The sequence below is a fragment of the Massilia putida genome (genome assembly GCF_001941825.1).
Classification (GTDB): domain Bacteria; phylum Pseudomonadota; class Gammaproteobacteria; order Burkholderiales; family Burkholderiaceae_D; genus Telluria; species Telluria putida.
In genome coordinates this window covers 6,083,939-6,098,832 of sequence record NZ_CP019038.1, presented here as the reverse complement: position 1 = coordinate 6,098,832, position 14,894 = coordinate 6,083,939, and the positions used below count along the sequence as shown (strand labels likewise).

The following is a 14,894-nucleotide window of genomic DNA, read 5'->3' as shown; positions in this document are numbered from 1 at the left end:
CATGGCGACGCTCAAGTATTCCCACTTCCTGAGGTCGGCCCTGCTGTTCGCCTGTCTCGTCGAGGCCCCCGCCTGCGCGGCCGACCTGGTCGTGATCGTCTCCGCGCGCAATCCGGTCGCCGCGCTGCGTGCCGAACAGGTGGCCGCGATCTTCCTCGGCCAGTCCGCACGCTTCCCCGACGGCACCGAGGCGGTGCCGTACGATCTGCGCCTCGGCACGCCGATGCGCGACGAGTTCTATGCGCGCGTGACGAACAAGACGCCGGCCCTGCTGAAAGCTTACTGGTCGAAGATGGTGTTCACGGGCCGCGGCCAGCCGCCCGCCGAGCTGTCGGACAGCGCGGCGGTGCGGCGCAAGGTGGCCGACGATCTTGGCGCCATCGGTTATATCGAACGGGGCGCGCTCGACGGCAGCGTGCACGCCGTCCTCGTGGTGCAATGATGGCCGCCGCCTCCACCTCCCGCCGCCGTCCGCGCTGGTTGTCGCGCGCGCTCGAAACGCATATCGCGCTGCCGCTGTTCGCCACGCTGCCGCTGCTGGCCATCTGGGTGGCCACCTTCCACTTCATCGAAACCGAACGGCTGGCCGCCGTCGCCGCCGCCCACGACTCGGTGCGCGAGCAGCTCGACACGTACGAGGCCCAGGTCGCGCGCAACCTGAACGGCATCGACCAGACGCTCAAGGTCATCAAGTACGCGGTCCAGCTGAACGGCCCCACCGCCGCGCTGCAGGCGCTGCGCACCCAGGCGCTGCTGCCGCCCGGACTCGTGTTCCAGATCAGCATCGCCGACCGCGAAGGCCGCATCGTCGACAGCAACCCGTCGACGCCGGCGCAGGACGTATCGCGCGCGCCGTACTTCACGGTCCACGCGAACGGCGATACCAACACGGTCTTCGTCAGCCAGACCGCCAGCGACGCGATCCGGCCCGATCCCCACCTGCACTTCACGCGCCGCATCGACGACGACAGCGGCCGCTTCGCCGGGGTGGCCATCGTCGAAGTCGATCCCGGCTATTTCACCAGCTCGTACGAGCGCTCGCGCGCGGGAGAACTCGGCCTGCTGGCGCTCGTCGGCAGCGACGGCGTCGCGCGCGTCGTGCGCATCGGCGACACCCTGTCGTGGGGCCAGACCGTCGCGCTCGACGGCATGAAGGAGGACGCCGCGGCGCCGCATCCGCTCGGACCGGACGGCGTCGAGCGCTACGCCGGCACGCGCCGCCTCACGGGCTTTCCGCTCACGGTCGCCGTCGGCCTGGCGGCCAGCGAACAGATGGCGCAGTACGAGCAGCACTACGGCACCTATCTCGTGGGTGCGACGGCGGCCAGCTCGCTGCTGGTCGCCGTCGTGGCGATGATCAGCGCGTGGTCGTGGCAGGTGGCCAAGGCGCGCCGGCGCGAGCGCCAGGCCCAGCAGACCTATGCGGCGGCGTCGGAAGCGAGTCCCGACGCCTTCTTCCTGCTGCGCGCCGTGACCGGTGCGGACGGCAGCATCGCCGATTTCCTGGTCGAGGGTTCCAACAGCCGCGCCGAACTGTTCACCGGGATGGCCAACGAGGCCTTGCGCGGCCAGCTTCTGGGCGACGTGCTGCCCTATTACCGCTCGAACGGCATGTACGAGCATCTGGTGCAGGTCGTCACCGAGCAGCGCGTCATCGAAGCGGAGTGGCAAGCGACGACCGGCCCGACCGCGGGCCGCTGGCTGCAGCGCCAGATCGTGCCCGTCGAAGGGGGCGCCGTGGCGATGGTACGCGACATCACCGAGCGCAAGCTGGCCGAGGACCGCATCCGCCACATGGCGCACCACGACGAGTTGACGGGCCTGCCGAACCGCAGCCTGATCCGCGACCGCCTCGAGCAGGCCGTGCGCAACGCCCAGCGCAACGGCGGCCACCTGGCCCTCGCCTTCGTCGACCTGGACGGCTTCAAGCTCGTCAACGATGGCCTGGGCCACAACGCGGGCGACGAATTGCTGAAGGTCGTCGGCAGCCGCATGCAGGCCTGCCTGCGCCGCAACGACACGCTCGGCCGCCTGGGCGGCGACGAATTCGTGATCCTGCTGCCGGACGCCGGCGAGAGCCCGCTGGCGTTGACGCCCGTGCTGGAAAAGATCCGCCAGGCGGTGACGGAACCCGTGCAGATCGGCGACCAGGCCGTGCGCGTCAGCTGCAGCATGGGCGTCGTCGTGTACCCGCGCGACGGCGACGACCCGAAGACACTCATGATGAATGCCGACGCCGCGATGTACCGCGCCAAGGACCTGGGCAGCAACAACTTCCAGTTCTACACGCGCGAGATGAACGCCAGCGTCGAGGAAAAGCTCGTGCTGCTGGAAGGCCTGCGGATGGCGCTGGACGCCACCTTGACGGACGAGGTGGCGGGCGACCCGGATGCGGAACCGCCCGTGGTGGAATCGCCGGCCGCCGGAGCGCCGGCCGCCGGAGCGCCGGCCGGACGTTTCTACCTCCTGTACCAGCCCAAGGTCGACCTGCATACGGGCCGCGTGTTCGGCGTCGAGGCGCTGATCCGCTGGCGCCATCCGGAACACGGCATCGTGCCGCCGATGCGCTTCATCGGGCTCGCCGAGGAATCGGGCCTGATCGTCGGCCTGGGCGAATGGGTCGTGCGCACCGCATGCCGCCAGGCGCAGTTGTGGCGCGCGGCCGGGCTGGATCCGCTCACGGTGTCGGTGAACGTGTCGGCCCGTCAGTTCGAGGAAAAACGCCTCGTCGAACGCATCGCCGGCGCCCTGCGCGACAGTGGCCTGCCGCCGTCCGCGCTGGAACTGGAAGTGACGGAAAGCCTCTTGATGCGCGACATGAACCAGGCCGTGGAACGCATGCGCGAACTGAAGGCGATGGGCGTGAGCTTGTCGATCGACGATTTCGGCACCGGCTATTCCAGCCTGTCTGCGTTAAAATCGTTCCCGATCTCGACGCTCAAGATCGACAAGTCGTTCGTGCGCGACCTGGCCTCCAGCTCCGACGACCAGGCCATCGCCCTGGCCGTGATCTCGCTGGGCCACCGCCTGCACCTGCGCGTGATCGCCGAGGGCGTGGAAACGGTCGAGCAGCGCGACTTCCTGCGCGCGAACGACTGCGACGAGATGCAGGGCTATCTGTTCAGCCCACCGGTGCCGGCCGAGCGCATCACGGAGATGCTGCAGGCCCAGGCCCAGCAACGAAGACTCGGGAGTGCCGAACCCGTACCAGGATAAGGAGTTACATGGACTTGCGCGCGCGTTTCGTCACCCTTGCCGTCGGCACCGATCCGAAACTGCGCCGCATGCTCACCTACTGGGCCGCGACCGCAACCCTGTACGCATTGTTCGTGGCCCTGCTGGCCGTGGAATCGACCATCGGCATGGTGCCATACGCCGGCGTGCTCGGTCTCGGGCTGTATGCCGCATCCGGCGCATCGACGTTCTACGTGCTGGTGCGCGCGAACGCCCGCCTCGGCCTGCGACCGCACACGCTCGCCGGCCTGCAAGGACTGTTCGGCATCACCTGCAACATGTGGGCATATTCCATCACCGGACCGCTGCGCGGCGCCACCCTGATGGGGTTGATGGTCGTCGTCGTGTTCTGCACCTTCGCCCTGCGTCCGCGCCAGACCCTGCTGCTCGCGCTGTGCGGCCTGCTCGGCATGGGCGTCACGATGTGGTGGCACCAGATGCAAGACCCGCTGCATTACCCGCCCAACGTGGAAGCCGTCACGTTCGTCATCATGGCCGGCTGCTCGCTCACGGTGACGTTCCTGACCGGCGAAATGAACAAGCTGCGCGCCCGCCTGAAAGAAAGGCGCGAGATCGTGGAAGCGGCGCTCGTCACGATCCGCACGCTCGCCACCACGGACGAACTGACGTCCGTGTCGAATCGCCGTCACATGAACGAGGTGCTGGAGGACGAGCGGGGACCGGCGTGCATCGCCCTGATCGACATCGACTTCTTCAAGCAGATCAACGACCGCCACGGCCACGCGGCCGGCGACGCCGTGCTGCGCGCGGTCGCCCACAAGCTCAGGGCAAGCCTGCGCGACGGCGACGTGCTGGCGCGCTGGGGCGGCGAGGAATTCCTCGTGCTGCTGCCCGCCACGACGCTGATTGATGCCCACGGGCGCATCGAATCCCTCCGCGCCGGCATGGCCGGCCTCGCCGTGCCCGGCGTCGACCTGGCCTCGCGCGTGAGCTTTTCCGCCGGTATCGCCGCGCGCCAGGGCCACGAGCCCTTCAGCGACACCATCAACCGCGCCGACAAGGCCCTGTACCGGGCCAAGGCGGCGGGACGCGATCGCGTGGAATGCGCGACCTGGCCCGTCGCGGACGCAATTGCTCAATAACCTGATCGCGGGAGCGGTACCGGGAGGCCGGCCGCGGGTATCGTCGGCCGGCATACGACAAGGAGCCCGGATGCCGCCCGCCGTCGCCGCCGCCGCCGTGCCGATGCTGGCGGCGGCCCTACCTTCCCGCGCGGCCGGCCGCATCGACCGCGAGGCCCTCGTCGCGCCATGCCCCTCGCCTGACGGCGCCCGATCCGTGGACGCCGCTCAGCGTCGGCAATGGCCGCTTCTGCTTCACGGCCGACGTGACGGGCCTGCCGACCTTCGGCGACGACTACCGCGCGCGCGGCATCGGCCTGGAGACGCAGGCGCGCCGGGCACAACCCGAATACCGGCTTGCCCGTCTACCTGCCCGGCGACGGCGCGCTGCTCGCGGCCGTGGCGATGATGGCGGGCGGCTGGGATGGCGCGCCAAGCGGACCTGCCCCGGGCTTTCCGCACGACGGCACCTGAATCGTGCGCGCCGAAGGATCGAAGCCGCTGCCCTGAGTCAGGCGGCCGCCGGCGCTTGCGCGCGCAGGCGGCGGATCAGCGCGTCCGGGTCGGCGTCGCGGATCATCAGTTCCGCGTGCGCCGGGCGTACGAAGCCGGTGCCGACGAGATGGTCGATGAACGACGCCAGACCGTCGTAGAAGCCGTTCACGTTGAGGAGGCCGATCGGCTTGGCGTGGATGCCCAACTGGGCCCACGTGACCATCTCGAACAGTTCTTCCAGGGTGCCCATCCCGCCCGGCATGGCGATGAAGCCTTCGGCCAGGTCGGACATCATCGCTTTGCGCTCATGCATGTCCTTCACCACGAACAGCCGCGTGAGGCCGGCGTGGCCCACTTCGCGCTCGACGAGATGCTTGGGGATCACGCCCGTCGCGTCGCCGCCGAGACGCAGCACTTCGTCGGCGATCACGCCCATCAGGCCCACCTTGCCGCCGCCGTAGACGAGGCCGATGTTGTGCTCGACGAGGGCGCGGGCCAGGCCGCGCGCGGCGTCGGCGTAGACAGGATCGGCGCCCAGCGAGGCGCCGCAATAGACAGCGATGGATTTCATGGCGCTTCCGGCGGCAGTTTGGCGAGGAAATCGTCGGACAGGCGCTGGAACAGCGCGAGCGTCTCGCCGCGCAGATAAGGCCCCAGCATCGACAGCACCTGGTAGCAGCCGCGCGCCAGCGCGTCGGCGATGGCCTGCTGCTCGCTGTACTTGCGCGGGTTGCGCACGTATTCGTACGACAGCCAGTACGTGGCGACGACGACCATATTGGTCGCCATCGCGCCGATCTGGGCGTCGCCCGCTTCCAGCGACCCTTCGCTGCGCAAGCCTTCGCACAGCTGGCGCGCGACCTTGATCTTGTGGGCGAGGATCGCCTTGAAGTGCAGTTCCAGCTTGCGGTTGCGCGACAGGAGGTCGTTCAGGTCGCGATAGAAGAACCGGTACTTCCAGATCAATTCGAACATGAGGTGCAGGTACAGCCACACGTCTTCCATGTTCGAGCGGCGGCCGGCGGGGACGGTCAGCATGCGCTCGATCTCCGCTTCGAACTGGACGAAGATCGAATTCACGATGTCGTCCTTGTTGCGGAAGTGGTAATAGAGGTTCCCCGGCGAGATGTTCATCTCGTCGGCGATCACGGTCGTAGTGATGTTCGGCTCGCCGAATTCGTTGAACAGCCGCAGCGACAGCTCGAGGATGCGTTCGCGGGTTCGGCGCGGGGCTTTCTGTTGCATGGAAACAAATATGGGTGGACTCACCTGCAAGGATATCATCGACCGGACCCTCAGGCCATCGCCGGCTGCAGTTCGCGCAGTATGTGCAACACCTCGGCCAGCACGCGGGGGTTGCTGCCCAGCGCCACATGCCCCACGCCGCCGAACGCGATGTTGCGCGCGCCCGGCAGCACGCTCGAATCCTGCGGGGCGACGATGTTGTCGTGGTGCGTGTAAATGGAGACGATGCGCGCGCGGCTATCCTGCGTTTCGGCAGCGGCCAGCGCGCGCAGCCAGGCGCTGTCCCGGCGCATCTGGGCCGCGTTCGCGCCAGGGCCGAAACGAGCCAGCGCCGTGCCGTGGTGCGGCGTGCCGAGCGTGATCAGCTTGGCTATGCGCGCCACGCCGTGGGCCGGCGTCCCGTACGAGCGCATCCACGCGCGCGCGGCGAGGCCCCCCATGCTGTGCGCGACGATGGCGATGCGCGCGGCGCCCGTCGCGGCGCACAGCTCGCGCACGCGCGCCTCGATCAGCGGGGCGTAATCGTCGATGCTGCCGGCGACAGGTTCCAGGTCGATGCTCGCGTGGCTGATGCCCTCGCGGTCCAGCAGCGGTTCCAGATGCGCCCAGTAGCCGCTGTTGCAGCCGTAGCCGTGCACGAGCAGCACGGGCACGCGCGGACTGCCCCGATGAATCGTCATGCGCGCGCAGCCGCGCGGCACGTGCCAGGAGGTCACCAGCATGCTGGCCCGGAATTCCTCGGCCAGCATGCGCAGTCGTGCCGCCGGTCCGATGCGGTATTCAGGCGGCGTGTCGCTCGCCGCCCGCGCCGCCATCACAAAATTGTTCATGTTGATGACGAGGCGGACCAGCGCCACCATGCCGACGCCGGCCGCAAGGGCGCCCCAGGCCGGCAAGCCGCGGCGCGCCAGCGCCCACGCGATCAGCAGCGCCGCGGCCACCTGCACGAGCAGCACGAGGCGCAGCAGGGTGCGGGCACTGGCCGGCTTCATGGCGTCAAGCCTGCGCCTGCGGCCGCGCGGCGGGCCGTCCCGTGAGCGCTTGCGCGAGGTCGCTGGCCAGGCGCGCCGTGATGCCGTAGATCGACAGCTGCGGATTGGCGCCGATCGACGTCGGGAACAGCGAGCCGTCGTGCACCGAGACGTTCGCGAGGCCCCGGTAGCGGCCGTCCGGGTCCGTCACGCCGGCGTGGTTCGCGCCCGCCATCGCGCAGCCGCCCATCACGTGGGCCGACACGACGCGCGTCAGGTGCCGCTCGAACGGCAGCGCGGCGATGCCCGCCTTCGCCTCGTCCCAGCTGGCGTAGCGTGGCGCCCGTTCGTGCGCCACCTGCACGCCGCTGGCGCCGGCCGCGAACTGGATCTCGGCCATCGTCAGCAGCGCGCGCCGGGCGCCGTCCCAGACCGGGTCGTTCAGCGGGTAGTCCAGCACGGCGGCGCCGTCCGCCTGCAGGCCCACCGTGCCGCCCTGCGACTCGGGGTGAAAGCCGTCGCGCAGCAGCGCCAGCATGCCCTGCAAATGGGGGAAGTGGCGCATCATCTCCGCGTGCTCGCGGCCGAAGCCCTGCATGGTCGTGGCCAGCAGCACGGGGTGCAGCGGCGGCGCTTCCAGCTTGAAGCCGAGCGGGCCGTCGATCGCCTGCGTGTGCAGGAAGTGGTCCGAATAGACGGTCTGCGGCGCGCCGGCATAGCCGTCCACGCGCTGCGGGAACAGCGCGGCCGACACGAGCGTCGGATGCAGGAACGTGCGCTTGCCCAGTTGCCGGCTTGGGTCCGGCGCCTTCGAGCGCAGCAGCAGCGCCGGCGTGTTGATGGCGCCGCCGGCCAGCACGTAGTGGCGGGCGCGCACGCGCAAGGTGTGTCCCGTCGGGTGCAGGCCGCCCGCATCGAGCAGCGTGCAGGCGAGGCCGTCGACCTGGTCGCCCTTGAGCAGCAGGCGTTCGGCGCGGGCGCGCGTGACGAGCGTCGCGCCGTGGTCCAGCGCGGACGGAATCGTCGTCACGAGCATCGACTGCTTCGCATTCGTCGGACAGCCCATGCCGCAATAGCCGAGATTCCAGCAGCCGTTGACGTTGCGGCGGATGAGGCCCGTCGGGATGCCGAGCCTGGCGGCGCCGCGCCGCAGCAGATCGTTGTTTTCGTTCGGCGCGCCCGGCCAGTCGGCCACGTGCAGGCGGGCCTCCATCAGCGCGAACCACGGCGCCAGCGCCGCTTCGCCGTACGTCGCGAGGCCGAACTGCCGCTGCCAGAACGCGAGCGTCGGCGGCGGCGTGCGGAAGCTCGACGTCCAATTCACCGTCGTCGAGCCGCCCACCGTGCGGCCTTGCAGGATGTTGATGCCTTTGTCGCGCGTCTTGCGCGCGGCCGATTCCTGGTACAGCGTGGGGTAGGCGTCGGCTTCGCGCATCTTGAAATCGTGCGAGGATTTCAATGCGCCTTCCTCCACGACGATGACGGACAGGCCGGACAGCGCAAGAATCTCCGCCGTCACACCGCCGCCGGCACCGCTGCCGACGACGACCACGTCGGCGGACAGGTCGCGGCTTGTTTGTTCGCGCGCGCCGTCGATCACCTTCCAGCCGCGCGCGAGGCCGGCCCGGATCGGATCGGGAATCACGGATTCGTTGCTCATGCCAGCTCCTTGAGCGGACCAGGATAGCCGATCGCGTCCCAGTGCGCCGGATCGCTGTACCAGCCGCCGAGCACGAGGTCGTGCAGCGCCGCGTACGCCGTGCGCAGCAGCGCGAGGCGATGCACGCGCCAGTCCTGCAGGAACGCGCCGACCTCAACCTCCGTCGCATCGGCCCAGCCGTGCGGAATACCGGTCAGCAGGCGCCGCGCCGGGGCCAGCGCGAGCAGGCCGAACAGGTCCTGCACTTCCTGCTGGGCGGCGAGCGGCAGGCCGAGGATGGTCTGGTGAACGCGGTCGGTGCTCGCCGCGATGGCGCGCGTCCTGTCCTGTGGCGCATCCGGCAAGGCACCGGCCAGGATTGCGGGGACGATGGCATCGAGCGCGGCGCGCGCCTCGCCGTCGAGCACGAAACCGCGCGGCGGTGCCGGATGCGTGGTTCGATACCAGCCGCCGCCCGCGGCCAGCAGCGCGGCCGACAGCAGGCCGGCCTTCAGGAAGGTTCTGCGGGTTGTCTCCATGCTCACCCTTTGTATGTGTTTTTCAAAGTGTAAGCGAAAGAACAGGTCAGGCGACCAACCGGGACTAGAGCAAGCCGTCTAGCCGGAAAATTTCCCAAAACCGGGGTCAGAGCACTTTTTCGGACAATGTTTCGACAGATCGCCGCCAAGCGCCGTCGCGATGCCCGAACGCGCTTCCTGTCCACGCATGGCGTTCACTCGACCGCGGCAGCGGGAATATCGAAGACCGGCATGCCACAAGGAACTTGACTCAAAAAGGGCTCTGACCCCGAATTTTTAGTCGTGGCCGGCGTCCGCGTCGTTGGCGGGAGCGGTTTTCAGCATCTGGCGCGCAATGCCGCGCAGGATGTTGACCTCTTCCGTCTCCAGCTGCGCGCGCGCGAACAGGCGTTTCAGGCGCGGCATCAGCTTTTTCGGGTTGGTGGCGTTCAGGAAGCCGATCGCCACCAGCGCCTCTTCCAGGTGCGCATACATGCCCTCGATCTGCGCCACGCTCGCGGCCTCGCCGTGGAAGCCGATGCCTTCCTGCGTGCGGTTCTCGCCCTGCGCCGCCAGGCGGCACTCGTACGCGAGCACCTGCGCGGCCTGGGACAGGTTCAGCGACGAATAGTCCGGATTGGCCGGGATGTTGATCAGCACATTGCACTGCTCGACGATCTGGTTCGGCAGGCCGAAGCGCTCGTTGCCGAGGATCAGCGCCGGGCGCAGGTCTGCGGTGCCGGCCGCGTGCGCGGAAAATTCCCGCGGCGCCCACACGGGCGGCGAAAACTCGCGCAGCCGGGCCGACACGGCGGCCGCGAAATTGCAGCCGTCGAGCGCCTCGCCGATCGAATCGACGATGCGCGCGCCCTGCAGCACGTCGATGGCGCCGCTGGCGAAGGCCACCGCTTCCGGGTCGTACAGCGGGTCGTTGCAGCGGGGGGCGACGAGCACGAGGTCGGAAAATCCCATCGTTTTCAGGGCGCGCGCCACCGAGCCGACGTTGCCGGCGCGGCTGGTCTCCACCAGGACGAAGCGTAGACGTTTGAAAAGAGAAGAGACAGTTTCGGTAGGGTTCATTTAAAATAACGCCATCGCGCGGTGACGGGCGTTGAAATGCGGGCAAGAAGCTCGCGATTTTAACGGCTTCGGCACCGCTTTGCTCTTTAATTATTTCTCGTTCAGATCGTTCACGGCGCCCGCGCGCGGTGGGCGTCAGCATTTTTTACGGATAGCTTATGCACCCCATGCTCAATACGGCCATCAAGGCCGCCCGCCGCGCCGCGACCGTCATCAACCGCGCATCCTTCGACCTCGACCGCATCACCGTCAGCGAAAAGAGCCACAACAACTTCGTCACCGACGTCGACCAGGCTTCGGAACAGGCGATCGTCGAAACCTTGCTGAAAGCCTACCCCGACCACGCCATCCTGGGCGAAGAATCGGGCGCCACCGCGAACCTGAACGACGAGAGCGAATTCGTCTGGATCATCGATCCGATCGACGGCACCACCAACTTCCTGCACGGCTACCCCAACTACTGCATCTCCATCGCGCTGCAACAGCGCGGCGTGATCACGCAGGCCGTCATCTATGACCCGGTCCGCAACGACCTGTTCACCGCCACCAAGGGCGCCGGCGCCTACCTGAACGACAAGCGCATCCGCGTGCGCAACCCGGACCGTATCAACAAGGCGCTGATCGGCTCCGGCCACGGCGCCGAGCCGCGCGACCTCGCCGAATACCTGCGCATGTACGAAGTCGTGGCGCCGCGCTGCCACGGCCTGCGCTCGAGCGGTTCGGCCGCGCTGGAACTGGCCAACGTGGCCGCCGGCCGCGTCGACGGTTACTTCGAAAAGAACCTCAAGATCTGGGACATCGCCGCCGGTTCGCTGCTCGTGACCGAGGCGGGCGGCATCGTCGGCGAGTTCAACGGCGAGTCCGAATACCTGAACAAGGGTGACATCATCGCCGCCGGCCCCAAGGTCTTCGCCGGCATGGTCTCCCTGCTGAAACCGTTCGCCTGAGCGGCCACCCGCCGTTTCGCGTAAAATACGCATCGTGTAAGTCCGGGGAATGCCGCGGGCCTTGCTGGCCGCGCGGCTTTCCCGCCACAGGTGGCGTTATCGGCCTGTCAAGAACGCTTCCGGCGCCCACGAGGTGCCCCGCCCCCGCTTCCACCGGCTCTGTCATAAACGACACAGGCCGCGCTAAAATTTCCATAGCGAAACATTTTTAATTATAATGTCGCGTGACCGTTCACGTTTTGCGTTCACGTCTCGGCGATCCGGCACCAGTACCGGCCGCCCTGTTGTGTAATCCGATCGGCTGGACTGGCGTTCCATGAAAACAAGAACGACGGGCCGATCCCTACCAGAAAACTATGTCATTCAATACTCTCGGTCTGTCCGACGCCATCGTGCGCGCCGTCACTGAAGCGGGCTATACCGTCCCGACCCCGATCCAGGCAAAGGCGATCCCTGCCGTGATGAAAGGCGGTGACCTGCTCGCGGGCGCCCAGACCGGCACCGGCAAGACCGCCGGCTTCACGCTGCCCGTGCTGCACCGCTTGTCGACCGACAAGGTGGGCGCCGCATTGACCAACAAAACCTCGAAGCGTTCGATCCGTGCCCTCGTGCTCGCCCCCACCCGCGAACTCGCGGCCCAGGTCGAGGAAAACGTGCGCACCTATGCCAAGTACACGAACCTGAACTCGGCCGTGATCTTCGGCGGCGTCGGCATCCACCCGCAGATCAAGCTGCTCGCGGGCGGCGTCGACATCCTCGTCGCCACGCCGGGCCGCCTGCTCGACCACGTGTCCCAGGGCACCATCAAGCTCGACAAGATCGAGATCCTGATCCTGGACGAAGCCGACCGCATGCTGGACATGGGCTTCATCCACGACATCCGCAAAGTGCTGGCCGTGCTGCCGCCGAAGCGCCAGAACCTGCTGTTCTCGGCCACGTTCTCGGACGAGATCAAAGGCCTGGCCGACCGCCTGCTGGACAACCCGGCCATGATCGAAGTGGCGCCGCGCAACTCGACCGTCGAAGTCATCGCCCAGAAGATCCACCCGGTCGACCGCGACAAGAAGCACCCGATGCTGGCGCACCTGATCAAGACGCATGGCTGGAAACAGGTGCTCGTGTTCACCCGCACGAAGCACGGCGCCAATAAACTCGTCGAGCAGCTCGGCAAGGACGGCATCGGCGCGATGGCGATCCACGGCAACAAGAGCCAGTCGGCGCGCACGAAGGCGCTGGCCGAGTTCAAGGACGGCAGCCTGACGGCGCTCGTCGCCACCGACATCGCGGCGCGCGGTATCGACATCGACCAGCTGCCGCACGTGGTCAACTACGACCTGCCGAACGTGCCGGAAGACTATGTCCACCGCATCGGCCGCACGGGCCGCGCCGGCGCCACGGGCGAGGCCGTGTCGCTGGTCTGCGTGGACGAGCACCAGATGCTCAAGGACATCGAAAAGCTGATCAAGCAGACGCTGCCCCGCCACGTGATCCCGGGCTTCGAGCCGGATCCGACGGCGAAGCCGCAACCGATCCAGCTGCGCAGTGGCGCGCCGGGCCATCCGGGCCGCGGCCGTCCGGGCGGCAACCGCGGCGCCGGCAATGCCGCGGCCGCGCCGCGCGCGCAAGGCGCGGGCCAGCGCACCGGAGGTAACGGCGGCGGCAACGGCGGCGGCGCACGCGCGGCCCAGCCGGGCAACCGCAACGGTGGCAACGGCGGCGGTCGCGGCCAAGGGCGCGGTCCGCGTCCGGCAGCGGCCCGCTCCGGCGGCGATCGCTGATCCGCAGTCTGCATGACGCCAAGCCGGGATCCGTCCCGGCTTTTTTGTGGCCATCCGAGGTATTTGCATACTCAAGTACTTGCGGACCGTTAAAAATATTTCCATACTTGACAGATCAAGTAACGGTCCACTACCCGGAGACGCCATGACCTCGACCGACGATACCCCCGATACCCTCACCACCGAATTCTGCCTGCGCCTGTCGCGCGCCTGGGCGACGCTCGTGCGCCGGCTCGACAGCGCCCTGGGCGGCCATCACGGCATCAGCTTCGCCGACTACCAGTTGCTGCTGCACCTGCAGCGCGCGCCGGGCGGACGCCTGCGCCGCGTCGACCTGGCCGACAAGCTGGGGCTGACCGCGTCCGGCGTGACGCGCTCGCTGCTGCCGCTGGAAAAGATCGGCCTCGTCACGCGCCAGAGCGACCCGCGCGACGCCCGCGTCGGCTACGCGCTGATCACGCCGACGGGCAGCGAACTCGTGACCAACGCGACGACCGTCGTCGACAACGTCAGCCGCGCCATGCTGGGCGGCCCGGCGCGCGCGCAGCTGCAGGCGACGTCGGACCTGCTCGCGCAGATCGCGGGCATCGGCCGCTGATCGGCGCACGTCCGCACGACGACCTGGAGACGGCATGAACGAACGATCCCAACTGCTGCGCGACCGCAATTTCACCTGGCTGATGAGCGGCGGCGCCATCTCCGCCCTCGGCGACCAGTTCACCCAGATCGCCCTGCCCTGGCTCGTGCTCAAGCTGACGGGCGACGCCGTCGCGCTGGGCCTGGCCGTCGCGTTGATGGGCATCCCGCGCGCCATCCTGATCCTGTTCGGCGGCGCGCTCGTCGACCGCCACTCGCCCAAGCGGGTCCTGATGCTCACCAAGCACGTCAACACCGTGCTGCTGGCCGTGCTCGCCATCCTCGTCTACAGCGGCCACGCGCGCCTGCCGGTCGTGCTCGCGCTGGCACTGGGCTTGTCGCTCGCGTCGGCGTTCAGCATCCCGGCCGGTACGTCGATGCTGCCCCATGCCGTCGCGCCGCAACACCTGCAAGCCGCGAACGGCATGATGATGGGGCTGCGCCAGATCACGATGCTGGCCGGACCGCTGCTGGCCGGCCTGCTGTTCGCGCTCGCCGGCGACGGCAGCGACGGTCCACAGCACATGCGCGGCCTGGCGCTCGCGTTCGGCGTCGACTGCGTCAGCTTCGCCGTGTCCGCGTGGACGCTCGCGAACGTCCAGCCGCGCCCGTTCACGCCGCCGGCGCCGCAACCGGTGCTGCGGGCCGTCGCGGACGGTCTCGCGGCCGTGTGGCGCGACACCTTGCTGCGCACCTGCTTCATCTATTGGGGCTTGTGTGCGTGCGTGGTCGGCGGTGTGATGCAGGTCGCGCTGCCGCTGCTGGCCAGCAGCCGCCTGCACGGCGCGTCCGCGCTGGGTCTCCTGATGGGTGCGCATGGCGCCGGCGCGCTGCTGGGCATGGCCGTGAGCGGGATCGCCGGGAAGCGGCGCGCCGGCAATCTCGGCATGACATTGTTGCTGATCGATGGCATCGCCGGCGTGCTGCTCGTGCCGCTGGGCATGATCACCGCCAGTTGGCAGAGCATGCTGATCAACATCGTGATCGGCGTGCTGGGCGGCGTCGTGCAGGTCGCCGTGTTCACGTGGATCCAGCAACGCGTGCCGCGCGAACTGCTGGGCCGCACGATGAGCCTGTTCATGTTCATCTTCATGGGCCTGGCGCCCCTCGCGGCCGCGCTGGCCGGATGGATCGCCAGCCGCGTGACGTTGACGACGCTGTTCGGCGGCGCCGGCCTGTGTCTCGCGGGTGCCGCGCTGCTGGCGTGGGTGTTCACGCCGATGCGCGCGTTGCGCGATGCACCCATCCGCACGATGGTTTAGCATAGCG

Annotated in this window: 13 protein-coding genes; 7 read left to right on the top strand and 6 right to left on the bottom strand. The window is 68.4% G+C overall.

The window, feature by feature from the left end; all coding sequences use genetic code 11:
- The first annotated feature begins 1 nt into the window (after position 1).
- Genes BVG12_RS29385 through BVG12_RS35715 form a run of 3 tightly spaced genes read left to right on the top strand, consistent with a single transcriptional unit; the run spans position 2 to position 4,337 of the window.
- Positions 2–442, top strand: a complete 441-nt coding sequence (locus BVG12_RS29385; protein WP_075795490.1) for a type 2 periplasmic-binding domain-containing protein — start codon at positions 2–4, stop codon at positions 440–442.
- The gene (locus tag BVG12_RS29380; RefSeq protein WP_075795489.1) at positions 439–3,216 is read left to right on the top strand and encodes a bifunctional diguanylate cyclase/phosphodiesterase; all 2,778 of its coding nucleotides are present in this window, start codon (positions 439–441) and stop codon (positions 3,214–3,216) included. Before BVG12_RS29385 ends, BVG12_RS29380 begins: the two co-directional genes overlap by 4 nt.
- A gap of 8 nt (positions 3,217–3,224) precedes the next feature.
- Positions 3,225–4,337 (top strand): diguanylate cyclase, encoded by a 1,113-nt coding sequence (locus BVG12_RS35715; RefSeq protein WP_075795488.1) that lies wholly within the window; start codon positions 3,225–3,227, stop codon positions 4,335–4,337.
- 490 nt (positions 4,338–4,827) lie between these two features.
- On the opposite strand, the gene BVG12_RS29370 is transcribed toward BVG12_RS35715, so the two are convergent.
- The 6 genes from BVG12_RS29370 to BVG12_RS29345 form a co-directional block, all read right to left on the bottom strand.
- On the bottom strand, positions 4,828–5,382 hold the full coding sequence (locus BVG12_RS29370) for an LOG family protein (RefSeq protein WP_075795487.1): 555 nt from the start codon (positions 5,380–5,382) through the stop codon (positions 4,828–4,830).
- On the bottom strand, positions 5,379–6,056 hold the full coding sequence (locus BVG12_RS29365) for a TetR/AcrR family transcriptional regulator (protein WP_075795486.1): 678 nt from the start codon (positions 6,054–6,056) through the stop codon (positions 5,379–5,381). Before BVG12_RS29365 ends, BVG12_RS29370 begins: the two co-directional genes overlap by 4 nt.
- A 50-nt stretch (positions 6,057–6,106) precedes the next feature.
- Positions 6,107–7,048 (bottom strand): lipase family alpha/beta hydrolase, encoded by a 942-nt coding sequence (locus BVG12_RS29360; RefSeq protein ID WP_075795485.1) that lies wholly within the window; start codon positions 7,046–7,048, stop codon positions 6,107–6,109.
- Positions 7,049–7,052: 4 nt separating this feature from the next.
- Positions 7,053–8,687: a GMC family oxidoreductase gene (locus tag BVG12_RS29355; protein WP_075795484.1), complete on the bottom strand. Its 1,635-nt coding sequence runs from the start codon at positions 8,685–8,687 to the stop codon at positions 7,053–7,055.
- A complete protein-coding gene (locus BVG12_RS29350; protein ID WP_075795483.1) occupies positions 8,684–9,205 on the bottom strand; it encodes a hypothetical protein in 522 nt (173 codons plus the stop codon). Before BVG12_RS29350 ends, BVG12_RS29355 begins: the two co-directional genes overlap by 4 nt.
- 276 nt (positions 9,206–9,481) lie before the next feature.
- A complete protein-coding gene (locus BVG12_RS29345) occupies positions 9,482–10,264 on the bottom strand; it encodes an RNA methyltransferase (RefSeq protein WP_075795482.1) in 783 nt (260 codons plus the stop codon).
- 167 nt (positions 10,265–10,431) lie between these two features.
- Between BVG12_RS29345 and BVG12_RS29340 the strand changes: the two genes are divergently transcribed.
- The 4 genes from BVG12_RS29340 to BVG12_RS29325 all read left to right on the top strand — a co-directional run bounded on the left by BVG12_RS29340 (position 10,432) and on the right by BVG12_RS29325 (position 14,887).
- Positions 10,432–11,211, top strand: a complete 780-nt coding sequence (locus BVG12_RS29340; RefSeq protein WP_075796642.1) for an inositol monophosphatase family protein — start codon at positions 10,432–10,434, stop codon at positions 11,209–11,211.
- A gap of 356 nt (positions 11,212–11,567) precedes the next feature.
- Positions 11,568–12,989, top strand: coding sequence for a DEAD/DEAH box helicase (locus BVG12_RS29335; RefSeq protein WP_075795481.1), 1,422 nt, complete (start codon positions 11,568–11,570; stop codon positions 12,987–12,989).
- Positions 12,990–13,134: 145 nt separating this feature from the next.
- On the top strand, positions 13,135–13,587 hold the full coding sequence (locus BVG12_RS29330) for a MarR family winged helix-turn-helix transcriptional regulator (RefSeq protein ID WP_075795480.1): 453 nt from the start codon (positions 13,135–13,137) through the stop codon (positions 13,585–13,587).
- A 34-nt stretch (positions 13,588–13,621) separates the two neighbouring features.
- Entirely contained in the window at positions 13,622–14,887 is a 1,266-nt protein-coding gene (locus tag BVG12_RS29325) for an MFS transporter (RefSeq protein ID WP_075795479.1), read from the top strand.
- Positions 14,888–14,894: the final 7 nt, after the last annotated feature.